General features: G+C 56.5%; 26 protein-coding genes. 13 read left to right on the top strand and 13 right to left on the bottom strand.

The window, feature by feature from the left end:
- The 3 genes from ACR0BD_RS15120 to parC form a co-directional block, all read right to left on the bottom strand.
- The coding region (locus tag ACR0BD_RS15120) for a GTP-binding protein (RefSeq protein WP_215675807.1) at positions 1-91 on the bottom strand (91 nt) is incomplete at its 3' end.
- Between the two features lie 113 nt (positions 92-204).
- Entirely contained in the window at positions 205-798 is a 594-nt protein-coding gene (locus ACR0BD_RS15115) for a hypothetical protein (RefSeq protein WP_480831658.1), read from the bottom strand.
- 97 nt (positions 799-895) lie between these two features.
- A complete protein-coding gene (parC, locus tag ACR0BD_RS15110) occupies positions 896-3,244 on the bottom strand; it encodes a DNA topoisomerase IV subunit A (protein ID WP_480831657.1) in 2,349 nt (782 codons plus the stop codon).
- A gap of 203 nt (positions 3,245-3,447) precedes the next feature.
- On the opposite strand from parC, the gene ACR0BD_RS15105 reads away from it, so the two are divergent.
- The 6 genes from ACR0BD_RS15105 (at position 3,448) to ACR0BD_RS15080 (ending at position 7,684) form a co-directional block, all read left to right on the top strand.
- Positions 3,448-4,059 carry an SH3 domain-containing protein gene (locus ACR0BD_RS15105; RefSeq protein WP_480831655.1) on the top strand — a complete coding sequence of 204 codons (612 nt, stop codon included), beginning with the start codon at positions 3,448-3,450 and terminating at the stop codon, positions 4,057-4,059.
- A gap of 69 nt (positions 4,060-4,128) precedes the next feature.
- Positions 4,129-4,956: an SDR family NAD(P)-dependent oxidoreductase gene (locus tag ACR0BD_RS15100; protein WP_480831653.1), complete on the top strand. Its 828-nt coding sequence runs from the start codon at positions 4,129-4,131 to the stop codon at positions 4,954-4,956.
- An 80-nt stretch (positions 4,957-5,036) separates the two neighbouring features.
- Positions 5,037-5,240, top strand: coding sequence for a twin transmembrane helix small protein (locus ACR0BD_RS15095; protein ID WP_480698517.1), 204 nt, complete (start codon positions 5,037-5,039; stop codon positions 5,238-5,240).
- Entirely contained in the window at positions 5,241-5,813 is a 573-nt protein-coding gene (locus ACR0BD_RS15090) for a cob(I)yrinic acid a,c-diamide adenosyltransferase (protein WP_480831650.1), read from the top strand.
- Positions 5,814-5,996: 183 nt separating this feature from the next.
- On the top strand, positions 5,997-6,755 hold the full coding sequence (locus tag ACR0BD_RS15085) for an electron transfer flavoprotein subunit beta/FixA family protein (protein WP_480831648.1): 759 nt from the start codon (positions 5,997-5,999) through the stop codon (positions 6,753-6,755).
- Positions 6,755-7,684, top strand: coding sequence for an electron transfer flavoprotein subunit alpha/FixB family protein (locus ACR0BD_RS15080; RefSeq protein WP_480831646.1), 930 nt, complete (start codon positions 6,755-6,757; stop codon positions 7,682-7,684). The genes ACR0BD_RS15085 and ACR0BD_RS15080 overlap by 1 nt, the downstream gene beginning before the upstream one ends.
- 62 nt (positions 7,685-7,746) lie before the next feature.
- On the opposite strand, the gene ACR0BD_RS15075 is transcribed toward ACR0BD_RS15080, so the two are convergent.
- The gene (locus ACR0BD_RS15075) at positions 7,747-8,568 is read right to left on the bottom strand and encodes a DUF6473 family protein (RefSeq protein ID WP_480831644.1); all 822 of its coding nucleotides are present in this window, start codon (positions 8,566-8,568) and stop codon (positions 7,747-7,749) included.
- 163 nt (positions 8,569-8,731) lie between these two features.
- Between ACR0BD_RS15075 and ACR0BD_RS15070 the strand changes: the two genes are divergently transcribed.
- Complete coding sequence (locus ACR0BD_RS15070) at positions 8,732-9,607, top strand: 3-hydroxybutyryl-CoA dehydrogenase (RefSeq protein WP_480698526.1); 876 nt, start codon at positions 8,732-8,734, stop codon at positions 9,605-9,607.
- A 77-nt stretch (positions 9,608-9,684) separates the two neighbouring features.
- Here ACR0BD_RS15070 and ACR0BD_RS15065 read toward each other — a convergent pair whose 3' ends face one another.
- The 7 genes from ACR0BD_RS15065 to ACR0BD_RS15035 are packed head-to-tail and all read right to left on the bottom strand — an operon-like array spanning position 9,685 to position 15,103.
- The gene (locus tag ACR0BD_RS15065; protein ID WP_480831642.1) at positions 9,685-10,584 is read right to left on the bottom strand and encodes a lysophospholipid acyltransferase family protein; all 900 of its coding nucleotides are present in this window, start codon (positions 10,582-10,584) and stop codon (positions 9,685-9,687) included.
- Between the two features lie 39 nt (positions 10,585-10,623).
- On the bottom strand, positions 10,624-10,893 hold the full coding sequence (locus ACR0BD_RS15060) for an HPr family phosphocarrier protein (protein WP_480698530.1): 270 nt from the start codon (positions 10,891-10,893) through the stop codon (positions 10,624-10,626).
- Positions 10,890-11,303: a PTS sugar transporter subunit IIA gene (locus ACR0BD_RS15055; protein WP_480698531.1), complete on the bottom strand. Its 414-nt coding sequence runs from the start codon at positions 11,301-11,303 to the stop codon at positions 10,890-10,892. Before ACR0BD_RS15055 ends, ACR0BD_RS15060 begins: the two co-directional genes overlap by 4 nt.
- Positions 11,300-12,193, bottom strand: coding sequence for an RNase adapter RapZ (rapZ, locus tag ACR0BD_RS15050; protein WP_480698533.1), 894 nt, complete (start codon positions 12,191-12,193; stop codon positions 11,300-11,302). Before rapZ ends, ACR0BD_RS15055 begins: the two co-directional genes overlap by 4 nt.
- Positions 12,178-12,648 carry an HPr kinase/phosphorylase gene (locus ACR0BD_RS15045; RefSeq protein ID WP_480831640.1) on the bottom strand — a complete coding sequence of 157 codons (471 nt, stop codon included), beginning with the start codon at positions 12,646-12,648 and terminating at the stop codon, positions 12,178-12,180. Before ACR0BD_RS15045 ends, rapZ begins: the two co-directional genes overlap by 16 nt.
- A gap of 3 nt (positions 12,649-12,651) precedes the next feature.
- Positions 12,652-14,370 (bottom strand): ATP-binding protein, encoded by a 1,719-nt coding sequence (locus ACR0BD_RS15040; protein ID WP_480831638.1) that lies wholly within the window; start codon positions 14,368-14,370, stop codon positions 12,652-12,654.
- A 28-nt stretch (positions 14,371-14,398) separates the two neighbouring features.
- The gene (locus ACR0BD_RS15035) at positions 14,399-15,103 is read right to left on the bottom strand and encodes a response regulator transcription factor (protein ID WP_480698539.1); all 705 of its coding nucleotides are present in this window, start codon (positions 15,101-15,103) and stop codon (positions 14,399-14,401) included.
- Positions 15,104-15,450: 347 nt separating this feature from the next.
- Between ACR0BD_RS15035 and ACR0BD_RS15030 the strand changes: the two genes are divergently transcribed.
- The 3 genes from ACR0BD_RS15030 to ACR0BD_RS15020 all read left to right on the top strand — a co-directional run bounded on the left by ACR0BD_RS15030 (position 15,451) and on the right by ACR0BD_RS15020 (position 18,280).
- Positions 15,451-17,049, top strand: a complete 1,599-nt coding sequence (locus tag ACR0BD_RS15030; protein ID WP_480698541.1) for a phosphoenolpyruvate carboxykinase — start codon at positions 15,451-15,453, stop codon at positions 17,047-17,049.
- A gap of 337 nt (positions 17,050-17,386) precedes the next feature.
- On the top strand, positions 17,387-17,704 hold the full coding sequence (locus tag ACR0BD_RS15025) for a hypothetical protein (RefSeq protein WP_480831636.1): 318 nt from the start codon (positions 17,387-17,389) through the stop codon (positions 17,702-17,704).
- A gap of 111 nt (positions 17,705-17,815) precedes the next feature.
- A complete protein-coding gene (locus tag ACR0BD_RS15020; protein WP_480698543.1) occupies positions 17,816-18,280 on the top strand; it encodes a hypothetical protein in 465 nt (154 codons plus the stop codon).
- Here ACR0BD_RS15020 and ACR0BD_RS15015 read toward each other — a convergent pair.
- Positions 18,277-19,041, bottom strand: a complete 765-nt coding sequence (locus tag ACR0BD_RS15015) for a sulfite exporter TauE/SafE family protein (protein ID WP_480831634.1) — start codon at positions 19,039-19,041, stop codon at positions 18,277-18,279. The genes ACR0BD_RS15020 and ACR0BD_RS15015 overlap by 4 nt on opposite strands.
- Before the next feature lie 144 nt (positions 19,042-19,185).
- Here ACR0BD_RS15015 and ACR0BD_RS15010 point away from each other — a divergent pair, with 144 nt between their 5' ends.
- The 3 genes from ACR0BD_RS15010 to ACR0BD_RS15000 all read left to right on the top strand — a co-directional run bounded on the left by ACR0BD_RS15010 (position 19,186) and on the right by ACR0BD_RS15000 (position 22,074).
- Positions 19,186-20,877 (top strand): acyl-CoA dehydrogenase family protein, encoded by a 1,692-nt coding sequence (locus ACR0BD_RS15010; protein WP_480831632.1) that lies wholly within the window; start codon positions 19,186-19,188, stop codon positions 20,875-20,877.
- A 220-nt stretch (positions 20,878-21,097) separates the two neighbouring features.
- A complete protein-coding gene (locus ACR0BD_RS15005; RefSeq protein WP_480831630.1) occupies positions 21,098-21,640 on the top strand; it encodes a hypothetical protein in 543 nt (180 codons plus the stop codon).
- A gap of 41 nt (positions 21,641-21,681) precedes the next feature.
- Positions 21,682-22,074: an META domain-containing protein gene (locus ACR0BD_RS15000; protein ID WP_480831628.1), complete on the top strand. Its 393-nt coding sequence runs from the start codon at positions 21,682-21,684 to the stop codon at positions 22,072-22,074.
- Here ACR0BD_RS15000 and recO read toward each other — a convergent pair.
- Complete coding sequence (gene recO / locus ACR0BD_RS14995) at positions 22,058-22,783, bottom strand: DNA repair protein RecO (protein WP_480831666.1); 726 nt, start codon at positions 22,781-22,783, stop codon at positions 22,058-22,060. The two genes, ACR0BD_RS15000 and recO, sit on opposite strands and share 17 nt — an antisense overlap.
- Between the last annotated feature and the right edge of the window lie 3 nt (positions 22,784-22,786).

Here is a 22,786-nt window from a genome sequence, read left to right as displayed (position 1 = left end):
CTGCGGTCAGCGTCGTTTTACCATGGTCAACGTGGCCAATCGTGCCGATGTTGACGTGCGGTTTTGTACGCTCAAACTTTTCCTTTGCCATTCCTCAGGCGCCCTTTTGCAATTTGGGGGACCCTTGGTCCCGCGGTTACATCTGCGCGCGCGAGATATTTGGTTCGCAGGGGAAAATCAAGCACATCCTGCGGGAAAAGCCGTTTACGACGCTGGATTTTGCGTGAGTTCGCCAGAATCCAGCGGCTGGATCAGATCGGGACGCCGCTGGAACCAGCCGTTCTCCTGATGTTCTTCGGCCAGCCACTCTTCGACTCGGTCCGCAACCTTGAGCGCAAGGCCGCTCATTTGCTCTTCTTTGGTACGAGAATGCCCCGATCCCGCCAGGGCGCTTTCACCGGTTGTGTCTTCGAGAACCTGGAACTGTTTTCCTTTGGCCAGAAACTCTTTCTTGTTCACGTCATAGACGTTGACCAGCACGATCGCGGTACTTTTGGGATTATAGATCACCGGAATGCCGGGGGGCGCCAACATGTAGCCTTCAAGGCTGATACCAATATCATAGTCCTGTGCACCCTCATACCGGCCCAAGCGGATATCCACAGCATTCTGAATGGCCGCGGTCCATTCGTCCGGCGTGGCGTCGCGTGATACAGGCCCCTGAACGGCCTTGTCGGCAAAGGCGTAATTCACCCGAAGTTTGAACTCACCCAAGGACTCGGGCTCTTCATAGACCTGCGTCTGTGTGCAGGCGCCCAGCAGGGCCAGTCCGGTAATCAAGGTCAGAATGCGCAACATGGTATCGTCCCGATAGGCCTGTTTTTCTTTGATCTAGCGCACCTATGCGACTTGTGCCAAGCCGTATCCGCGAAATTCCCCGCCGACACGCGCATGATCACGAGAATTTATAGTCCCGCGGGAAGCCATATGGCGGCTTTTTCCCAACACCCGCCCGCTTTGCCAGCCATTGTGACATGTCGGCCTCGTGTCGGGTTTTGTCACCGCCCATAGACCACTTCAAGCCATCATCCCAATTAAACGTCGTCACGTCCGATAGCCCGCCATCCAGTTCCAGCGTGCCTTGTCGACCACGCGCCATATTATATTTCTGCAGACGCACGCCTTTTCCGCGCGTCATCTCAGGAAGCTCGGTGACCGGGAACACAAGGAACTTGCCGTTCTGAGACACGACCGCGACGTGGTCGCCATCAACCGGTTTGCAGATTACCGCCGCCTCGTCTCCTTTGACGTTCAGCACCTGTTTACCGTTACGGGTCTGTGCCAGCACCTCATCTTCCGGCACCATGAATCCGTTGCCAGCATCCGAGGCGACCAGAAGTTTGCGCCCGGGTGTGTGGATCAGAATATCGACGATCTGCGCTTCGTTGGGCAGGTCGACCATCAGGCGCAGCGGTTCACCCATGCCGCGCCCGCCGGGCAGATTGGCGGCGCTGACGGTGTAGAATCGACCATTCGACGCGAACACCAGCAGCCGATCCGTGGTTTCCGCGTGGAAGATAAACCGCGGGCCGTCGCCGTCCTTGAACTTCAATTCGCGCTTCAGGTCGATATGGCCGGTCATGGCGCGAATCCAGCCCATCTGAGAGCAGACGACCGTGATCGGTTCTTTGTCGATCATTGCCTCAAGCGGGACCTCTTCGACTTGCCCAGCTTCGGCAAACTGGGTCCGGCGGGCACCACCTTCGTAATCTTTGCCAAAGGTCTTCTTGGTCTCTTTGAGCTGTTCAGCGATTTTCGCCCACTGCAGTGCCGGATCGGCTAGCAGGTCTTCGAGGCCAGCGCGTTCCAGCATCAACTCGTCGCGCTCGCGCACCAGTTCCATCTCTTCCAGACGGCGTAGGCTGCGCAGGCGCATGTTGAGGATGGCGTCGACCTGAACCTCGGACAGTTCGCCCTCGCCCGGTTTGGGCGTGATGTAGTCGGATTCGTCCGTGGCGCGGACGTGATCGATGCCCCAATCCTCGCGCATCAGCGCGGCCTTGGGATCATCGTCATAGCGGATGATGTCGATGACACGGTCGAGGTTCAGGAAGGCGACGATAAAGCCCTCCAACACCTCTAGACGGTGGTCGATCTTACCCAGACGGTGACGCGAGCGGCGGATCAGAACCTCTTGCCGGTGATCGAGGAAGGCGCGCAGCACTTCCTTCATCGAACAGACCTTGGGCGTTACCCCGTCGATCAGCACGTTCATGTTCAGGCTGAACCGCACCTCGAGGTCCGAGTTGCGATAGAGCATCCCCATCAGTACCTCGGGGTCCACGTTCTTGGAGCGTGGTTCAAGGATCAGGCGGATGTCATCAGCGGATTCGTCACGGACATCGGCGAGGATCGGGATTTTCTTGGTCTGGATCAGTTCCGCGATCTTTTCGATCAGCTTGGATTTCTGAACCTGATAGGGGATCTCGGTAACGACGATCTGCCACTGGCCGCGGCCCAGATCCTCGACCTCGAACTTGCAGCGCAGACGGAAGGACCCGCGCCCGGTGCGATACGCCTGCGCGATATTCTCGGGTGGCTCGACAATCACGCCGCCAGTCGGGAAGTCCGGTCCGGGGACGTAGTTGAGCAGCGTGTCGTCGCGCGCATCCGGCGTTTTAATCAGATGCAGACAGGCATCGCATAGCTCGGCAATGTTATGTGGCGGAATATTCGTCGCCATGCCCACCGCGATACCGCTGGCGCCGTTCGCCAACAGGTTCGGAAACTGCGCAGGCAGCACCACCGGCTCGGTCAGCGTGCCGTCGTAGTTATCGCGGAAATCGACAGCGTCTTCGTTCAGACCCTCAAGCAGCGCCTCAGCCACGATGGTCATCCGCGCCTCGGTATATCGCGAGGCCGCCGGGTTATCGCCGTCGATATTGCCGAAATTCCCCTGCCCGTCGACTAGCGGGTAGCGCACGTTGAAATCCTGCGCCAGACGCGCCATCGCGTCGTAAATCGCGGCGTCGCCATGCGGGTGGTAGTTGCCCATCACGTCGCCCGAGATCTTGGCGGACTTACGGAATCCCCCCGTCGCGCTGAGTCGCAGCTCGCGCATCGCATAGAGGATTCGCCGGTGAACCGGTTTCAGGCCGTCCCGCGCATCCGGCAAAGCCCGGTGCATGATGGTGGACAGCGCATAGGTCAGATAGCGTTCGCCAATTGCGCGGCGCAGCGGTTCAGCTACCTCGCCCCCACCTTCGGGAGCCTCCATGTTGGGGTCGTCGATCGTATCGTTCATATATGATGTGATACGACGCAAGAGCGCCCGGGTAAAGCAAGCAGCGTATATTTTGCTGGGGACAAGTGGCGGTTTTTACAACACGGGGAGGCAACACCCCGATTTCCCCCAATCTTTCGACTCCACAGTACTGATATGGTATGCTCGCTGCCATTAGACTGCTGCTTTTTTTTCAGATTTACGATTTGCCTGGGGGATGCGCCATGACGCGCCTTATCATTATCAGTTTTGCTGCACTCGGCTGGTGCTTTTACATCATGAGCGGAGGGCCAGACTTTGAGCCGCGCGGCACACGCGCCGAGCAACCGGTTCGTGTCGCATCAACACCAAGTGTCACACCGATCGCAACCACACCAGCCGACGCGCTTGTAACCAACGTCGCAGCGCGTACGCCTGCTGTCCGCATCAAGCCGATCCAAGCGCAACCCCCCGCTGTCGAGCTTGTTGCAGAAACTGTCAGCCTCGAAGACCTTAAGGGGCTGTCCGTATTCGAAGACGAAACCGCCAACATAACTTTGGCGTCGCTGGAAGACGGGGTAACCGGCCTTCAGCAAGTCAGCCTGGACGAACCCGTAGACACGCCCGTTGCCCCGGTTGAATTTGAACCGAAAAAAGACATTCGCGAAATCTCGGGCACGCGCGTCAACATGCGCGACGGGCCGGGTACGATCTATCCGATTGTCGGCAAAGCCTCGATTGGGCAGCAGGTCGAAGTCCTGAGCGATTCTGGCACGGGTTGGCTACGTCTGCGCGTGTTGCCCGAGCAACAGGTTGGCTGGATTTCTGCTTCTTTGGTTAGAAAAGTCGCCGACTGACCCGCCGCAATGATTGTCCCGGCTGAGACCAAGCCCTAGCTATGGCGTAGGATCAGCTTCGGGAAAATCATGCAAAGAACCATCCTCATTACTGGCTGCTCGTCCGGCATTGGGCTGGACGCAGCCCACGGCATGCGCGCGCGCGGATGGCGCGTATTCGCCTCATGCCGACAGCAGCGTGATTGCGACAGGTTGCGCGCGCAGGGTTTTGAGAGCCCCCGCATCGACTATACCGACACCGAAAGCATCGAAACCGGGTTGGCCGAAGTTCTGACAGCAACCGGCGGGACGCTGGACGCCCTGTTCAACAATGGCGCGCACGGACTGCCCGGCGCGGTCGAAGACCTGCCGACGGATGGTCTGCGCGCGATTTTCGAGGCGAACTTTTTTGGCTGGCATGAGCTGACGCGGAGGGTCCTTCCGGTCATGCGCAACCAAGGACATGGCAGAATCGTACAAAACTCTTCGGTCTTGGGCCTTGTGGCGTATCCTTGGCGCGGTGCTTACGTCGCCACGAAATACGCGATCGAAGGTCTGACAGACACATTGCGGCTGGAACTGGCAGATACCGACATCAACGTCATCCTGATTGAGCCTGGCCCGATCACGTCCAAAATCCGCGAAAACTCGATCCCGTTTTTTGAGAAATTCATCAACTGGCAGAGCTCTGCCCTGCGCGACAGATACGAGTCCAACTTATTGAAGCGGCTATACGAATCTTCTGGCCCGGATCGCTTTGAACTACCCGCATCTGCCGTCACCGAAAAACTCGCGCATGCGGTTGAGTCCAAGCGCCCGCGCCCGCGCTACTATGTGACGACGCCCACCTACATCGCCGGATATCTGCGCCGCATACTGCCAACGCGTACAATCGACCGCATCCTGTCGGATGTCTGAGGCGAAATTACCCGTTCGCTTTTCGCGCCCATGGGGCTAGATGAGAGGCTAACGAAACACAAAACGCGGACGGTGTATTCATGGACCCTTTGATGGTCGTTTTGTTGCTGGCTATGGCGGCTGTTGTCGTCGTGCTGGTCATTGGCATATCGAATTTCGGGAAAGCCGGTAAAAGCGCCGCGCTTAAAAGCAACAAGATGATGCAGCTGCGGATTCTGTTTCAGTTCATTGCCGTGGTGCTGATCGTGCTCTACGTCTGGCTGCGCGGACAAGGAGGTCAATAAATGGTTGTTCTCAACAAAATCTACACACGTACCGGCGATGACGGAAAAACAGCGCTGGGTAATGGCGAACGCGTTGCCAAATACTCGGGCCGGGTAACCGCCTATGGCACAGTGGACGAGCTTAACGCATTTGTAGGCGTTGCGCGCACCGAAGCCGAGGGCGAGGTAGAGGCAGCGCTGGCCCGCATTCAGAATGACCTTTTTGATCTGGGTGCAGATTTCTGCCGTCCGGACATGGAAAAAGACGCCGAAGCGGACTTCCCACCCCTTCGCGTCGTCTCGGCACAGATTGACCGCCTCGAGGCCGAGATCGACCATATGAACGAGACCCTGGAACCGCTACGCAGCTTTATTTTGCCCGGCGGCTCGCGTCTGGCCGCACATCTTCATGTCTGTCGCACCGTATCCCGGCGCGCCGAGAGGTTGGCAGTTGAACTGACGAACATGGAACCGGTGAACGAAACGGCGGTGAAATATCTCAACCGCCTGAGCGATTGGTTCTTTGTTGCGGCGAGATGCGCCAACAATGATGGCCGCGATGATGTTTTGTGGGTTCCCGGTGCAAACCGCTGAACGGGCCCTGCGGGAAACAAAATTTCGTTCCCTAACGTAAAAAATGTCGAAACGCGACGTCCTCGCGACATGACGTGACGATTTTGCTCTGTTCCGGACCGGGCCGAGGCGCTATCTACACCCGCGAGAGCATTGGTGGAGTCGCATTGCGGCTTGCCGTTTTTGTAAGGAGCTTACGCAAAAATGAAGGTACTTGTGCCTGTCAAGCGCGTGATTGACTACAACGTGAAAGTTCGCGTCAAAGCGGATGGCAGCGGTGTTGATCTCGCCAATGTAAAAATGTCGATGAACCCGTTCGACGAGATTGCAGTGGAAGAGGCGATCCGGCTGAAAGAAGCGGGCAAGGCTGACGAAGTCGTTGCTGTTTCGATCGGCGTGAAGCAGGCGCAGGAGACACTGCGGACTGCTCTGGCCATGGGTGCGGACCGCGCGATCCTTGTTGTGGCTGCGGATGACGTCCACACGGATATTGAGCCTCTGGCCGTTGCGAAAATCCTGGCCAAAGTGGTCGAGGAAGAGCAGCCGGGCATCGTTCTGGCGGGCAAGCAGGCGATCGACAACGACATGAACGCCACCGGCCAGATGCTGTCGGCCCTGCTGGGCTGGTCGCAAGGCACCTTCGCGTCCGAGCTGGACATCGAAGGCGACAGCGCCAAGATCACCCGTGAGGTGGACGGCGGTCTGCAGACCATCACCGTCAAGATGCCGACCATCGTGACCGTTGACCTGCGCCTGAACGAGCCGCGCTATGCCTCGTTGCCGAACATCATGAAGGCGAAGAAAAAGCCGCTGGATGAGAAAACCGCCGCCGATTACGGCGTCGACGTCACTCCGCGTCTGGAAGTCGTCAAAACCGATGAGCCTGCGGCGCGCGCCGCTGGTATCGTCGTCGGCTCGGTTGATGAGCTGGTCTCGAAACTCAAAGAAGCGGGGGCTGTGTAATGGCTGTACTTCTGCTTGCCGAAGTCAACAATGGCGAACTGTCGCTGGACGCCACCGCCAAGGCCGTGTCCGCAGCGAAATCGCTGGGTGACGTAACCGTTCTGGCCGCGGGTGGGTCTGCCGCTGCTGCTGGTGAGGCTGCTGCCAAGATCGACGGTGTCTCGAAGGTTCTGGTTGCTGAAGACGAGTCGCTGGGCCACCGCCTGGCGGAATCGACCGCAGCGCTGATCGTGGGTCTGGCCGATGGGTATGAGCACATCGTTGCCCCAGCCACCACCGACGCCAAGAACGTCATGCCGCGCGTTGCTGCGCTGCTGGACGTGATGGTGATCTCGGATGCGTCCGGCGTGGTTGACGGCGCGACCTTCGAGCGTCCGATCTATGCGGGTAACGCAATTCAGACCGTGAAATCAAGCGACGCCAAGAAAGTCGTCACCATCCGGACTGCAAGCTTTGACGCTGCAGGCGAAGGTGGATCGGCTGCGGTTGAGACAATCTCGGTCGGTGAAAACCCAGGTCTGTCCGAATGGGTCGAGGATAAGGTTGCTGAAAGCGATCGTCCTGAACTGACTTCGGCTGGCGTTGTTGTTTCCGGTGGCCGTGGTGTCGGCTCGGAAGAGGACTTCAAGCTGATCGAAACACTGGCCGACAAACTGGGTGCCGCTGTTGGTGCCTCGCGCGCTGCCGTTGACTCGGGCTACGCACCCAACGACTGGCAGGTGGGCCAGACCGGTAAGGTTGTTGCACCGGACCTCTATGTCGCTGTCGGCATCTCGGGTGCAATCCAGCACTTGGCTGGCATGAAAGACTCGAAGGTCATTGTTGCGATCAACAAGGATGAAGAGGCACCGATCTTCCAGGTCGCGGACTTCGGCCTTGTCGCCGACCTGTTCCAGGCCGTGCCGGAATTGACTGAGAAACTCGGCTGATCACAGTCGAAGATTTTTCGTCGAAAAATCTCAGAAAGGCCCACGTCACCGCGGGCCTTTTTTTATTCAAGATCATTGATCGCCACGCTGAGTACAGAAGCTATGGAGCGATGAGCAGCGGGGCCGATCATGTGCTCGGCCATCGGCTGTTGCAACGTACCGAACAGCATATCCTCAAGCTCATCCGATTGGCCCGAAACAGCGACGGACGCTTCGACAAGCTTTGCACAAAACGGTCTGACTGCTTCCAGCATTTCTGGTCTAACGGACACTTCGGCTTCCTGCTCCAGTCGCACCTCTTGCGGCTGTTTCAGAACACGCAGATGCAACAGGATGATCGGCGTTTGAATACTTTGCGCCAGTGTTGTCACCTGCCTGGTCCAGTTTCTGCGCAATTCCTCGACCACAACTTCGAACCGGGCATCCTGATGCCTGTGTAAAAGTGTCATCAAATGATGCACAAAATTAACATCCGCAAAGTCAACTTCCGGATACAGCGATACCAACGCGTCGGTCGCAGTTAGGAACCTGTCGTTGCGCCGGGGGTGCACTTTGTAGAATCGATTCGATTGTCCCAAAATATCGGGCGCTTGCAGAACGCAAAGGTCTGCTCTGTCCAATAAAGACTGCAATCCTGTGTCGCCGCACAAGGCATCGACTCCACAAAACAAACTGCCAAAGTTCAGGCACCTCCTGTCCAACCTTTCTTCGAGAACCGTCGCGAATGGGCGATCAACAAATCGCCCAAACGTTTCAGTTCCACCTGCCACGGCGACATAAGGCTTTTCAGTTGACCGTTCCGGCCCGCGAAACCATAGGCGCGCCCCGTCGTATTGGCAGACTGTATCCTCGGGTCCCCCCGAGCCTGTTTGATGATAGCTCATAACACTCACCCAATTTTTCACCCAATTGCCACCTTGCAGCCGCAAGTCTTTAGAAAAGGCTAATGTGCGGATTTGAAGCAAATTGCATGGGCGCGTTGCCCTTGCCGCCCGCCCCCATCTACCGATACTGTCCCGGTATCCCGAGGCACAAAGGCACTTGAAAATGGATGTTAAATCAATCGGAGTGATTGGCGCAGGTCAAATGGGTAACGGTATTGCTCATGTTTTGGCCCTGGCGGAATATGACGTGCTGTTGAATGACGTCAGCCAGGATGCTCTTAACAGTGCCATGGCGACGATCGAGGGCAATCTGGCACGTCAGGCCTCTCGTGGGAAAATCTCGGATGAGGCAATGCAAGCTGCTTTGAAGCGCATTACAACTACGCTGGAGTTGCCTCAGCTTGGGCAGACAGATCTTGTAATCGAAGCCGCGACCGAGCGCGAGACGATTAAACAGGCTATTTTCGAAGACCTGCAACCCCATCTTCTGCCCCACACGATCCTGACCTCGAATACATCCTCAATTTCCATAACAAGGCTGGCGAGCCGCACGGACCGGCCGGAACGTTTCATGGGATTCCACTTCATGAATCCGGTCCCCGTCATGCAACTGGTCGAGCTGATCCGTGGCATTGCGACCGACGAGGAAACCTTTAGCGCCTGTAAGGCCGTTGTGGACCGGCTGGGGAAAACCGCCGCCAGCGCCGAGGACTTTCCTGCCTTTATCGTAAATCGAATTCTGATGCCGATGATCAATGAGGCCGTGTACACCCTGTATGAAGGCGTTGGAAACGTGCAATCAATTGATCAGTCAATGAAACTGGGGGCCAATCACCCGATGGGCCCACTGGAACTGGCGGACTTCATCGGGTTGGATACATGTTTGGCGATTATGAACGTTTTGCACGATGGGTTGGCCGATACAAAGTACCGCCCTTGTCCTTTGCTGACGAAATACGTTGAAGCTGGATGGTTGGGTCGCAAGACGCAACGTGGGTTTTACGATTACAGAGGCGACGCGCCAGTTCCCACGCGGTAGATCAGGGGGCCAGCCCCCTCGCCCGGATTAAATCCGGGCTCACCCCCGGGATATTTTTGGCCAGATGAAGATCCGGATCAGGGTTTGGGCGACTGCCCCAAATCCAACGTATGTTTCCGCAACCAGGTCATGAAACCCCGCGGGTCCCTCTCCAGCACCTGCATGTCTTCGTCCGAGATCGGCTCACCAATCACCGGAGATTGCGGTTTGTTGCAGGATCTTACGATTTCATGAAGCAGCAAGCCTTGACGCAAAATCGCTGAGAGTTTGTTCGCAATCTGGTAGGCGCGCGAGTTTCTACCCGGGAAAAAGATCGGAACCACCTGAGCGCCGGAGCGGCGGATCATCTTGGCGGTAAACACGTTCCATTCCCGCTCGATCGCCGGACCGAACCAATCGTCCGAAGACATCACGACGCCAGACGGGAACAGAGCGACAACGCCACCGTTTTTGAGATGCTCCATGGCCTTGCCACGCATCTCCAGCATTTTGGCCTGAGCTTCGGGGTCGTGGGGAAACGGAACGGGAATCATGAAAGACGTCGCGGCCTCGTCCAGCCCTGTAAGAACAGACCGGGTCAGGATGCGGTAATCACTGCGGACCCTGCCGATCAGCTCGGCCAATATCATTCCGTCCACCATACCATGCGGGTGATTTGCCACCACGACAACGGGACCTGTTTTGGGGATATGGGCAATCTGTTCTTCCGGTGTGGTCAGATCGATCCCCATCACCTCTAGAGCGCCGCCCCAGAACCGCTGTCCCCGGTAGTATTCGTTCTTCTTTTCGAACTTGTTGACCATCCGCAAAATGGTCAGCTTCCCGGTGCACCATTCGATCGCGCGAATGGCCGTCGAAGTCCAGGCATCGTCGAACGAGTTCGCGTAAGTCAGGGTTCTACGGTCGTAGATTTCACCCTGGTCGTCGACACCGTCTACAACCGGGCCCGTCTTGGTATCGTGCGTTGTTTCCGCCAATTCCTGGTCTTCCCGTTCTTCGTTTCGCGGCAGACGCTGTCAGAAGCCTTCCCCGAACTTATCGTTTACAAGGGTCTCTAACGCATCAGCCAACGCCTCAGCATCCGGTCCGGACGTCTCGACGTCAATAGTCGTTCCACGCGACGCTGCCAACATCAAAAGACCCATGATGCTATCACCCGACGCTGAGAGACCGTCTTTTGATACTTCTGCCTGCGCATCGAACCCCTCGACGACCTCAACCAGTTTGGCAGAGGCGCGGGCGTGCAAACCCTTTTCATTGATTATTTTCAAGCTTCGGGAAGTCATTCTTTATCAGTCCGGTCTTCGTCCAAGGTCACATTTTGCGCATTGATGTACTTGCGTCCAGCCTCCATCGCCTGACGCACGGCATCGCCGATTGGCAGGTGGCGGGTTTTAGCCAGTTTTATCAGCATAGGCAGATTTGCACCGTAAAGGATACGCCGGTCTTGCGGTGCACAGGCCCTGAGACTCAGATTCGACGGGCTGCCGCCGAACAAATCGGTCACCACAACCACGCCATCGCCCACGTCCACGCCATCGGCTGCAGCACAGATTTCGGCTTGTTTTGCATCACGGTCGTGATCCGCCTCGATTGAAATCGCGGCCAAGCCAGATTGTTTTCCGACCACATGTTGCATGGCAGACAGGTATTCCTGCGCCAACCCCCCATGTGCAACGATTACGATCCCGATCAATCCGGCCTCACATTCAAAGAACGACGTTCCATTTCGCGATGCCTAATTGCCACTTGCTGCCCCTGCTCTGCAAGTGCCTTTGCAACTGCTTCAGCAGTGGCAACCGATCTGTGTTGCCCCCCTGTGCAGCCAAAAGCCACTGACAGATGCGCTTTTCCTTCGGCACGGTAGGCCGGCAGCAAAACTTGCAGCAGGTCCACGACCCGGGTGAAAAACGGCGCATAGTTCGCGTCTGACTGCACATAGTGCGCGACATCGGGATTTCGACCATCTTCCGCACGCAGTTCCGGACGCCAGTATGGGTTCGCAAGAAAGCGGCAATCGAAAACCATATCCAACCCGCGGGGCAAACCCCGCTTGTAGGAAAAAGATTCGATGGACACCGCCAAATGTCTTCCGCCTTGCGGTGCAAACCAGCGTTCCACCTCTTCGCGCAACTGATGAACATTCAGGGGGCTGGTATCGATTAACGTATCGGCGATCTCACGAATGGGCGCCAATAATTCCTTTTCCTGGACAACCCCGGTTTCCGGACTGGCGTCGGTTGCGACCGGATGCCGTCGGCGTGTTTCAGAAAATCGTCTGAGCAACACTTCATCGCTGCAGTCCAAATACAAGGTCGTTAAATCCACGCGTTCCATTTGGCGTAGCTTGACGGCCAGTTCGATGAACCCGATCGTTGAAAAATCCCTGTTTCTGGCGTCTATACCCAGCGCCATTGGGCGATCGCTTTGCGGACCGTCCAGCAAACGTGTCAACAAGCCCATCGGAAGGTTGTCGATTGCCTCGAACCCAAGATCTTCCAGGACACGAATGGCGGTGGACCTGCCTGCGCCCGAAGGACCAGTTACCAATACGATACGCCGCTGAGGTGTTACGTGCTGGGCCATTGCGGATCTACGCGTCCTGTTTTTAACAATTGCATTAACGCTGCCGCCAAATTGGGGACACTCGCAGCCCTTAGCAAGGGAACAGTTTGCCTCAGGACCAAAGCAAATTCAGGTTCTGGCAGGCGCGATGTCATGGCTTGGTCCAAGTCGACCACGCAAGAAAGCGGGACAGGTCCAACCGCGTCGGCGCGTATCAGGCCAATGCCGCGCGCCTCGATCAAGCCGCCGATATTGGGGGCAGCATCTGCCGTGGCGACATCTCCTGCCATCTTCAGCGTAACACGGTCATCCGCGACGAGATCGGCCCCTAAAGCCATCATCTGCAATCCCAACGCGGATTTGCCTGTACCCGAGGCGCCAACAATCAGTAAACCGCACCCGCCAACGGCCACGCATGTTGCGTGTATAACTGCAGTTTCCAGGTTTTCTACATCGGCAAGGGGCTGGCCACCCATGGCTTATACAGGCAACCCAACGACAAATCTTGCCCCTAGCGGGTCCGAGGTGATGTCGGCCTCGGTCGGTCTGATGTTCTCAGCCCAGATCACGCCGCCATGGGCCTCGATGATCTGCTTGGAAATCGCAAGTCCCAGACCCGAGTTGTTCCCGAAATGCTCAGCGGGGCGTTGCGAGTAGAACCGCTTGAAGACCTTTGTCAGCGCCTGTTCGGGGATGCCCGGACCGGTGTCTTCGACCACGATCAGCACCCGATTTTCGCGCTGCCGCACCCAGACACGGATTGCGTCGCTGTCTTCGCAAAACGAAATCGCATTGGTGATCAGGTTAACGAAAACCTGCGCAAGCCGCGCCTCGAGACCATGGATCACAATTGGCTGGCTGGGCAGATCGGTAATATAGTCAATGCCCTTTGCACGCGCTTCTTCACCCAGATACTGACCGATATTGCCCAACAGTTTGAGCAGGTCAAATGGTTGCTCTTCTTCCTTGACCAGTTCAGCGTCCAGGCGGGACGCATTGGAAATATCACTGACCAGTCGATCCAGCCGGCGCACGTCATGTTCGATCACACCCAAAAGCTTTTCGCGCTGATCGTCGCGTTTGACCATGCGCAAGGTCCCAACCGCAGATTGGAGGCTGGCAAGTGGGTTCTTAATCTCGTGCGAGACATCGGCGGCAAACTGTTCGTTCGCGTCAATTCGATTGTAAAGCGCCGTGACCATGCCGCGCAGCGCCCGGCTCAGGCGGCCGATCTCATCGGGGCGGGCGCTCAAATCCGGGATACGGATGCGACCGGGGTTCATTCCCGCGCCCCTGTCCTTTCCGGTTTCTGCTGCAGACGCCAAATCAGCCAATGGGTTGGCGATCGTCGATGCCAGAACCAGACTCAGGCCGATAGATACTAAGAGCGCCACTACGAACATCTGCAGGATCCGCTCTTGCTCACGCCGCGCGAGCGCATCAATTTCTCCGGCTGGGCCCGAAATGGCAACCGCCCCGACCGGCACACCATCCAGAAGGATGGGAGAGGCCGCAACGATTACCGTCTGACCTGCTTCATCCTGAACTGCCTGCACCTGCGTCTGACCTTCAAACGCGGGCGGAATAATGTCCTGCACACGCTGTGCCAGGGTTGGTGCGGTGCTGGGATCATAGCTGTTGAACACACGAGACAGCCCGGTCCAGACCGCGTTCAACGCGTCGCTTATCAGGGTGCTGCCCGTTTGCACCTCGGCTTCAGATCGGAACAACACGGGCAGTTGTGATGACGCCTCTGCGCCGCGGGTCCACCCGGTCAGCGTACCAGCCGCATCATAAACGAAGACTTCTCCGCCCGGCGGCAGGCTCAGACCTGCCAGCGTTTCATCGACATTTAGCTCGCCCGTGTCTTGGGCCAAAGCATCAGATCCCTGGCGCAACTGTGCCTCAAACACATTGCTGACGAGCTGCGCGTTCACGACCAGATTTCGCGCAGTCTTTTGCACCTGTTCCTCGCGCGAGTCGTCCAGATACAACAAGCCAGCAACAAGGATCACCAAGGCGATCAGGTTGAACGTGACGATTTTCCGCGCCAGCGGCGATTCACGTAATGCAAATAGGTTTCGGCGGCGGCGCGATGCGCTCTGCTCGGCCGACTCGGGATCCTGCGGGATGACCCAATCATCCCCCAGTACGACATCGCCATCCCTGAATTCGTTGGCTTGATCCGTATCGCGCACGAGTTCCAACTACCCTTTCAGATTGGTATTATTCTTCGTTGTATCTGTAACCAATTCCATAGAGCGTTTCGATGGCCGAAAACTCAGAATCCGCGGCACGCATTTTCTTGCGCAAACGTTTGATATGGCTGTCGATCGTGCGGTCATCGACATAGACCTGATCGTCATAGGCCACGTCCATCAACTGATCCCTGCTTTTGACAAAACCCGGACGCTGCGCCAACGCCTGAAGCAAAAGGAACTCGGTCACGGTCAGCGACACGTCGGCACCCTTCCAGCTAACCGCATGGCGCAAAGGGTCCATACGCAGGTCGCCACGCTCCATCACTTTGGCATCACCGGTATTGGCAACTGTCGCATCGCCCGAGGTCGCCTCCTGCCGGCGCAGCAATGCGCGGATACGCTCGACCAGCAACCGCTGCGAGAACGGCTTTTTGACGTAGTCATCCGCGCCCATGCGCAAGCCGAGCACTTCGTCGATTTCATCATCCTTGGACGTTAGAAAAATCACCGGCATTTGCGTTTTCTGACGCAGGCGCTGCAACAAATCCATGCCGTCCATGCGTGGCATCTTAATGTCCAGAACAGCCATGTCCGGAAGCTTTTTGTTAAATGCGTCCAACGCTGCCTGTCCATCGTTGTACGTTTCGACCTCGAAACCCTCGGCTTCAAGCGTCATGGATACAGACGTCAGAATGTTTCTGTCGTCATCCACCAGTGCAATCTTTGACATCGGGTTAGCCCCTATTCCTGCTCACTCATGCAATATATCGTTATTAGTAGGGTATTTCTGGCGTTTTTGTGGCCGCGAATCAATCCGTATCTGCGAATCGTGCGTTTGTTGTCACACAGTTGCGGCAAAAAAGCCGTTAATGTTGCCAGAAAAGCGCCCCGGTTTCCGACAGGAAATGTTTGGTGGCGCTAAACTTGAACTTGGTTGCGCTAACTGCACCAAACCCTTCTGTTCATGCCCCAAACGACCGTGATAAGACCCGCACTGTCCGCCGGATTTTCCGGCATAATGCCCAAAAAGCGCACCTTGGCCCAACCGCCGCCGCGCCGCCACAGGAGAAGACACACATGACATCTGGACGGGTTAACCCGCAATTCCGCCTCGAAGATCAGGGCATCGAGGGTCTGGGCAATGTCTATTATAACTTCATGGAACCGGCGCTGATCGAAGAGGCGCTGAAGCGCGGTGAAGGTACACTTGGCAATGGCGGTGCATTTCTTGTCACAACCGGCAAGTTCACGGGCCGCTCGCCAAAGGACAAGCATGTTGTCCGCACCGATAGTGTCGCAGAGCATATCTGGTGGGAAAACAATGCCGAAATGAGCCCCGAGGGCTTTGAGGCGCTGTACGTGGATATGCTTGAGCATATGAAAGGTCGCGATTATTTCGTACAGGACCTGGTCGGTGGCGCTGACCCTGCCTATTCGATCAATGTTCGAATGGTAACCGAACTGGCCTGGCACAACCTGTTCATCCGCCACCTGTTGCGCCGTCCGGACCGCGAGGATCTGGACGAATTCACCGCAGACTTCACCGTCATCAACTGCCCCAGCTTTCAGGCCGACCCGGCCAAGCATGGCTGCCGCTCTGAGACTGTGATCGCGATGAATTTCGACCGCAAGCTGATCCTGATCGGCGGAACCGAATACGCGGGCGAGAACAAGAAGTCTGTCTTTACGCTGTTGAACTACATGCTGCCCGAAAAAGGCGTAATGCCGATGCACTGCTCGGCGAACCACGCCGTTGGCAACCCGGTTGATACGGCTGTGTTCTTTGGCCTGTCGGGTACCGGCAAGACCACCCTGTCAGCCGACCCCGCACGTACCTTGATTGGGGATGACGAACACGGCTGGTCAGATCGCGGCACCTTCAACTTTGAAGGCGGCTGTTATGCCAAGACGATCAACCTGAATGCCGAGGCCGAGCCTGAGATTTACGCGACCACCAGCAAGTTCGGAACCGTTATCGAGAACATGGTCTTCGATCCTGAGACCAAAGAACTGGATTTCGAAGACGACTCGTTGACTGCAAACATGCGCTGCGCCTACCCGCTGGAGTATATCTCGAACGCGTCAAAAAGCGCGCTGGGTGGCCATCCTAAGAATATCATCATGCTGACCTGCGATGCGTTCGGTGTTCTGCCTCCGATCGCGCGGCTGACGCCTGCGCAGGCCATGTATCACTTCCTTTCGGGCTTCACCTCTAAGGTTGCCGGCACGGAACGTGGTATTACGGAACCTCAGCCTACATTCTCGACCTGCTTTGGCGCGCCTTTCATGCCCCGCCGGCCGGAAGAATACGGTAACCTGTTGCGTGACAAGATCGCCCAGCACGGCGCGACCTGCTGGCTTGTTAACACAGGTTGGACGGGCGGTGCCTATGGTGTAGGCAGCCGGATGCCAATCCGGGCCACGCGCGCACTTTTGACGGCTGCGTTGGATGGATCGCTGCGCGACGCCGAATTCCGCAAGGATGCCAATTTCGGCTTTGACGTACCTGTTTCGGTACCGGGTGTTGCCGAGGTCCTGCTGGACCCGCGCCGCACTTGGGACGATCAGGCGGCTTTCGACAAGCAAGCCGAAAAACTGGTGCAGATGTTCGCCGAGAACTTCGAACAATATCTGCCGTTTATTGATGACGATATCAAAGCCGTCGCAATCGGCTGAACAAATCAAAGGGGCCGATAGCGGCCCCTTTTTCTTTGGCACATCACTGCAACGTGATCACGCTTAAGTTGTATATTACAAACTGTGAATACAAACCCGTTGCCCGATGTGTCGGATTGAGTTATCCCAACATGTCATTAATGTGACAAAGCCCGACGCTTGCGCGCCGGGCAGAAAGTGAAAAGACCTATGGGATGCTCGGGCGCACACTCACGAAACGCGGATCGAGCATCCTAATCAGATTGATAGTGTATTCTAAAGGGGATGAGTGTCAATATGAGACATGCCGGAAAACTCACAAACCGGCCAGTCTTGAATCGTCAGACATAGTTGGCGATTGGCACAAGAGACAACAGGTAACGATATGACGGAAATCTCGAAACTGACTGAACTGCGTAAACTCATGCAGAGCATGGAGCGCACGCTGGGACTGGAACAACTCTCTCCGGTTGAGCGCGACATTTATTACGCCGCCGAGGAATTGTCCAAATCAGATCAGGAAGTTCGCACCTTTGGCCTGATCGAGCACACCCTGGTACAAAGCGTTTCGCGTCCGACATTTTTCCGCGCCCTGAAGTCTTTGGTACAAAAGGGTTACCTTTCTCAAAGCGGTAGCGCCAACCGGGGTCGGTACATCGTTCATGCCCCCAAGTAATGCGCTTACGCCGCGCATTGACGGCTAAGCATCGTGCGCGGTTGGGCTTCTGACACTTTTTATGCCTCATTGGCCTACGTAGTGGCGTCATTCCTCACTTTCGAGATTCTGATGCCGCTTCAAAACGTGTTCTTTCCCGAATACCCAAGCCGGGCCAGCTTGCTGTTTCTGCCGCATGGCGTTCGCGTTCTATCCGCGTGGCTTTTGGGATGGCGCGCGATTTTTGCCCTATTGCCCGGTGTCTTTATTGTGTTTGCCGTCTTGGGTGGCTCGGATGTGTTTCTACCCAGCCGACTTATGGCAATCGCCATTGCAGTAACGACGGTACCAGCCGTGTTCTACGCCCTGAAATGGGCAGGATGGGATCTGTTTCCACGCGCTGACCGACGACCATGTTGGATTTGCATAATGGGCGTGGGCATTATTACGTCATTCCTTGTCTCTGGGCTGACCAATCTGGCCTTTGGCAGCGCGCGTGTCGAATATATCGCCTTTTTGATCGGAGATATTTCCGGCCTGTTTTTCCTGATGCTGGGCCTTTATTTCGCGTTTCGGTTTCTCGAACGCCGGGGTTAGCCAAACAAGCCGCGCCGCAACAGGTTACCGCCTGCAATCAAAAGCACCAAAAGTGTGAACTTTCGAAAACGGGCTTGATCAATGCCTGACTGCATCCGCAGCCCAACCCACATCCCGATCATTGCCGGAAAAATCATAAGGGCAGAAAACGGTGCTGTCTTTGTGTTGAGAACTCCGGACCCTGTATGGGCCAGAACCAAGGCAACAGCGCCCAAGCCGTAAATCACCCCCTGGACACGCATCTGAACATCTTTTGGCGTGTTCAAGGCCGTCAGGTAAGAAACAGTTGGCGGCCCCCATATTCCAGACATGCCGCCAACGAACCCGGCGATCGAGCCGATCAACGCCTCAATCTGCATAGACGGATGCTTTAGCGTGAGTTGCAGCCCCAACACCTGGATGAGGGCAAACACCGTGACGGGGACACCTATCAACAGCAGGAATGTCTTAGCCGGAACAAGGCTGACCAGCTGTGCGCCTAAAATCAGAAAGACAAAACCAACGATCAGGAACACTCGAAACTGTTTAGCCGCGTCGACCGCAGCGGCGAAGCCTTCGCGTAAAGCTTGGACACCGTTGGTTGCCAACGTTGGCAGGATCAAACCTGCAATAGCGAGCTCAGGCGGCAGAAACATACTCAGCCCCGAGACCATCACCATGGGCATCGCAAACCCAACCATTCCCTTGACCCAACCCGCGGCAAAAGCCACGCCCAGCGCAAGAAAAACATCTTGCAGGGAAAGGAACGAAAACACAGTCATGAACACGTCATACCACTCTGGTCGTTCTCTGCACTGCAAAATTGATCAAGAAATTTTCGAACTTTTTTGAATGATAATACGTATTTTTGTTGCGCTGCATGTGCAGCATGGTATGACCAGACGACCCAGAAAAGGACGTGATTCATGGCCCATGACGGACAGGATATGACACAGATGACAGCATCAGCGGTTTTGCCCGACCTTTTGACGATGACACGCGCCGCCGTGCCCGCCGTCGAGGCCGTGTTTGAGCGCGCGCGGGAATCGGTCCGCGATATGGTCACAGCGGATGGCCGGGTTTCCAGTGCTTTGATGGAAGCTCATCAAACCGCCGCGCACGGCTTGGCCTGGTTGGCAACCTACAACCAGTCGCTGCAGCAGATGCAACGCTGGGCCGAAGCGCTGGAAGCGGATGGTAAATTCGGTGAAATCGAACAATTGCTGCACCAAATAGCATTTGGCGAGTACTTGCACCAGGTCGCAGGCGGCATCCCGATGAATCAGGGCGAGGTTATTCGCCTGCAGGACATGGGGCTGGGATGGGACGCATTGTCCGGGTTCCAAAGTGCAGAAGTACAAGCGCTGATGGCCGGCGCCAATTCCCAAGCGGCCCGTACGCGCTTGGTCTCATTGATGGAGGATCAGGCCGGCGCAACCATGTTCGGCGCATCGGGGCTGGACGAGGAGCTGGAGATGATCCGCGACCAGTTCCGCCGTTACGCACAGGAAAAGGTAGAGCCGCACGCGCATGAATGGCACCTGAAAGACGAGTTGATCCCGATCGAAATCATCGAAGAGCTCGCGGAAATGGGTGTATTTGGCCTCACGATCCCCGAAGAATTCGGTGGGTTTGGTCTGTCCAAGGCCTCCATGTGTGTCGTGTCCGAAGAACTGTCGCGCGGCTATATCGGAGTGGGCTCTTTGGGGACCAGGTCCGAGATCGCCGCCGAACTGATCATCGCAGGCGGCACCGAAGACCAAAAAGCGCAATGGCTGCCCAAAATTGCCAGCGCAGAAATTCTTCCGACGGCCGTCTTTACCGAACCCAACACGGGCTCGGACCTTGGCAGCCTGCGGACGCGCGCAGTCAAGGATGAAAACGGTGATTATCAGGTCACCGGCAACAAAACGTGGATTACCCACGCTGCACGTACCCACGTAATGACCCTGTTGGCCCGTACAAATCCGGACACCACTGATCACCGTGGTCTGTCCATGTTCCTGGCCGAAAAAACGCCCGGAACTGACGATGACCCCTTTCCGACCCCCGGCATGACAGGTGGAGAGATCGAGGTGCTGGGCTACCGCGGCATGAAAGAGTACGAGCTGGGCTTTGATGGCTTCAAAGTCAAAGGCGAGAACCTTCTGGGCGGGGAGGAAGGCAAAGGCTTTAAGCAACTGATGGAGACCTTTGAATCGGCCCGCATCCAGACCGCAGCACGCGCCATCGGCGTGGCGCAAAGTGCGCTGGATATTGCGATGCAATATGCGCAAGACCGCAAACAGTTTGGCAAGTCTCTGATCAATTTCCCTCGGGTATCCGGCAAATTGGCAATGATGGCCGTCGAAATCATGATCGCTCGGCAACTGACCTATTTCTCGGCCTGGGAAAAAGATCATGGTCAGCGTTGCGATCTGGAAGCCGGGATGGCGAAACTGCTCGGCGCACGCGTTGCCTGGGCCGCCGCAGACAATGGACTGCAGATTCACGGCGGTAACGGTTTCGCGTTGGAGTACAAAATCAGCCGCGTCCTTTGCGATGCGCGTATTCTCAATATTTTCGAAGGGGCTGCCGAGATTCAGGCACAAGTCATTGCCCGACGCCTATTGGGCTGACACAAATCGGCACCCCTGTTTCCCAAACTTGAACCGGCGCTCGCGCCGGTTCTTTTTTGCGATGGCCAGATTTCTGTGCAGTTCGGGTTCAGTTGCTTTCTGTGTCACAGCTAACGTTTTCTTCACAAGCCATGAATCGCTTGTGTCTAAACTTCCCCCTATCCTCATTAAATGATTACCGATACATCACCCGCGCAGTCTTAACGCGTGAAAGCTTACCATGATCAAACCCCTCCTTGCTCTTATCGCCATAACCCTGACGTTCGTGCTGGGCGGCTGTTCCACTCCCCCGCCGACTGCAAGCCAAGCGGAAATTGATGAACTGGCTGTCGCCATTCGTTCATTGGGACCAAATGTTGACCCTGCCGAAGCACAACATGCTGCGCAAATTGCCTTCACGCATTCTCAGAACCTTGCTGTTGAATGGAAAGTCTCAGATCCAGCAATTATCCATAATGCTAAGGTTATCAACGGGTTCCGCGAAAAAGGCTTATGCAATGACTGGGCCGAGGCCATGACTGCCCGCCTGCGGCAGGAGAATTTTCGGACACTCGATCTGCATTGGGCCACATCCCCGCCGAGCGAATTCCGGATCATCCACCATTCAGCGCTCATTAGCGCCAAAGGTGACTCTATGTATGATGGGATTATCCTTGACCCCTGGCGGAACAGTGGCGCGTTGGTATGGGCACCGACGCGTGAAGATACAAGGTACAACTGGCGTCCCCGCGCCGAAGTGCGCGACGCGCTTCTGAGCAACTGACTGAAACTATTTCTTCGCACCAAGTCGCATAGGTTTCTTGCATGACACGGCTTTTCCTGACCCTTCCGTTGCTGGCATTGTTCCAATGCCAAAAGGACGAAACGGTCGCCGCCTATGGTGCCGCTGATCAGGAATGGTCACTGCAGGAAATCGACGGTCAACGCTTTGAAGCCAGCGCCCTCTTGCGTTTCCCGGAAGACGGCAAGATCGCTGGCAACGCACCTTGTAACAGCTACAGCGGTTCTTTGAACGCACCTTACCCATGGTTCGAGATCGCCGACCTGACGGCAACCCGTGCTGCTTGTGCAGGGTTGGAAGCAGAGGGTTTCTACTTTGCAGCGCTGATGGCGATGACCCAATCCGAAGTATCCGGCGACGTGCTGATCTTGCGCAACGAAGACGGGCACGAAATGGTTTTCAAAGCCGTCGAGTAAACCGCTCGACAAATCGCGACCGCGCTTCAGGTAGCGGGTGATGGCCTAAGGATGGCGCGACCCTGTGCTCCAGAAAATACCCGGTCGTCCGCAATGCATCGGCGATTTCAGTGTCCGGCGCGTGCCCTTCGCCGCGCAAACATGGGGGCAGTGGCAATAGCTTATCCGCCCATTCACCCGCACCCTGGGCGCTGACCGCCCGGCCCGTTTTAGGTGAGACATAAACGAGCCCGACAGTTGCGCCCGTTACCGCACAGGCTGAAAGATCAAGCCCGAACCCCAACTCCTCAAGCAGCGCCAATTCCCAACGGAGATACGCCAGCGGCCAGACCTCATCCTGCCCGAGCAGGTCCATCAACTGCTCGGTCTGCTTATAGATCGCCGGATGTGGTTCCCGTTCGGGCAAGCAAAAGGACAGCAACGAAACAACCGCATTCAAGCCTGCCAATGCCAGCCTCCCTGAAAAGGCGGCCGCTGCCCGCGATCGCAGGGGCTCAACCTGAAACGCTCCGATATGTTCCTCAAGCCGCGCACGCCACAACACGTCCAGTTGCGCACCCGGCTGCAAAATCGGCGCAACTTTACGGCTGGTCCCACCGCGCACGACACCGGCGTGGCGTCCGTGACCTTCGGTAAAGACCTCGATGATCGCCGCTGTCTCGCCGTGTTTGCGAGTGGTCAAAAGTATGCCGTGATCGCGCCAGTCCAAGTT

It is taken from the genome of Ruegeria sp. G5, from assembly GCF_056533365.1.
Note: the sequence above shows the minus strand (reverse complement) of the source record. Positions and strands in the feature narration are given on the sequence as shown.

Bases quoted from the DNA above. Each gene is read 5' to 3' on its own strand.
- ACR0BD_RS15115 (WP_480831658.1), bottom strand. From the start codon at position 798: ATGTTGCGCATTCTGACCTTGATTACCGGACTGGCCCTGCTGGGCGCC.
- parC (WP_480831657.1), bottom strand. From the start codon at position 3,244: ATGAACGATACGATCGACGACCCCAACATGGAGGCTCCCGAAGGTGGG.
- ACR0BD_RS15105 (WP_480831655.1), top strand. From the start codon at position 3,448: ATGACGCGCCTTATCATTATCAGTTTTGCTGCACTCGGCTGGTGCTTT.
- ACR0BD_RS15100 (WP_480831653.1), top strand. From the start codon at position 4,129: ATGCAAAGAACCATCCTCATTACTGGCTGCTCGTCCGGCATTGGGCTG.
- ACR0BD_RS15095 (WP_480698517.1), top strand. From the start codon at position 5,037: ATGGACCCTTTGATGGTCGTTTTGTTGCTGGCTATGGCGGCTGTTGTC.
- ACR0BD_RS15090 (WP_480831650.1), top strand. From the start codon at position 5,241: ATGGTTGTTCTCAACAAAATCTACACACGTACCGGCGATGACGGAAAA.
- ACR0BD_RS15085 (WP_480831648.1), top strand. From the start codon at position 5,997: ATGAAGGTACTTGTGCCTGTCAAGCGCGTGATTGACTACAACGTGAAA.
- ACR0BD_RS15080 (WP_480831646.1), top strand. From the start codon at position 6,755: ATGGCTGTACTTCTGCTTGCCGAAGTCAACAATGGCGAACTGTCGCTG.
- ACR0BD_RS15075 (WP_480831644.1), bottom strand. From the start codon at position 8,568: ATGAGCTATCATCAAACAGGCTCGGGGGGACCCGAGGATACAGTCTGC.
- ACR0BD_RS15070 (WP_480698526.1), top strand. From the start codon at position 8,732: ATGGATGTTAAATCAATCGGAGTGATTGGCGCAGGTCAAATGGGTAAC.
- ACR0BD_RS15060 (WP_480698530.1), bottom strand. From the start codon at position 10,893: ATGACTTCCCGAAGCTTGAAAATAATCAATGAAAAGGGTTTGCACGCC.
- rapZ (WP_480698533.1), bottom strand. From the start codon at position 12,193: ATGGCCCAGCACGTAACACCTCAGCGGCGTATCGTATTGGTAACTGGT.
- ACR0BD_RS15045 (WP_480831640.1), bottom strand. From the start codon at position 12,648: ATGGGTGGCCAGCCCCTTGCCGATGTAGAAAACCTGGAAACTGCAGTT.
- ACR0BD_RS15035 (WP_480698539.1), bottom strand. From the start codon at position 15,103: ATGTCAAAGATTGCACTGGTGGATGACGACAGAAACATTCTGACGTCT.
- ACR0BD_RS15030 (WP_480698541.1), top strand. From the start codon at position 15,451: ATGACATCTGGACGGGTTAACCCGCAATTCCGCCTCGAAGATCAGGGC.
- ACR0BD_RS15020 (WP_480698543.1), top strand. From the start codon at position 17,816: ATGCCGCTTCAAAACGTGTTCTTTCCCGAATACCCAAGCCGGGCCAGC.
- ACR0BD_RS15015 (WP_480831634.1), bottom strand. From the start codon at position 19,041: ATGACTGTGTTTTCGTTCCTTTCCCTGCAAGATGTTTTTCTTGCGCTG.
- ACR0BD_RS15010 (WP_480831632.1), top strand. From the start codon at position 19,186: ATGGCCCATGACGGACAGGATATGACACAGATGACAGCATCAGCGGTT.
- ACR0BD_RS15005 (WP_480831630.1), top strand. From the start codon at position 21,098: ATGATCAAACCCCTCCTTGCTCTTATCGCCATAACCCTGACGTTCGTG.
- ACR0BD_RS15000 (WP_480831628.1), top strand. From the start codon at position 21,682: ATGACACGGCTTTTCCTGACCCTTCCGTTGCTGGCATTGTTCCAATGC.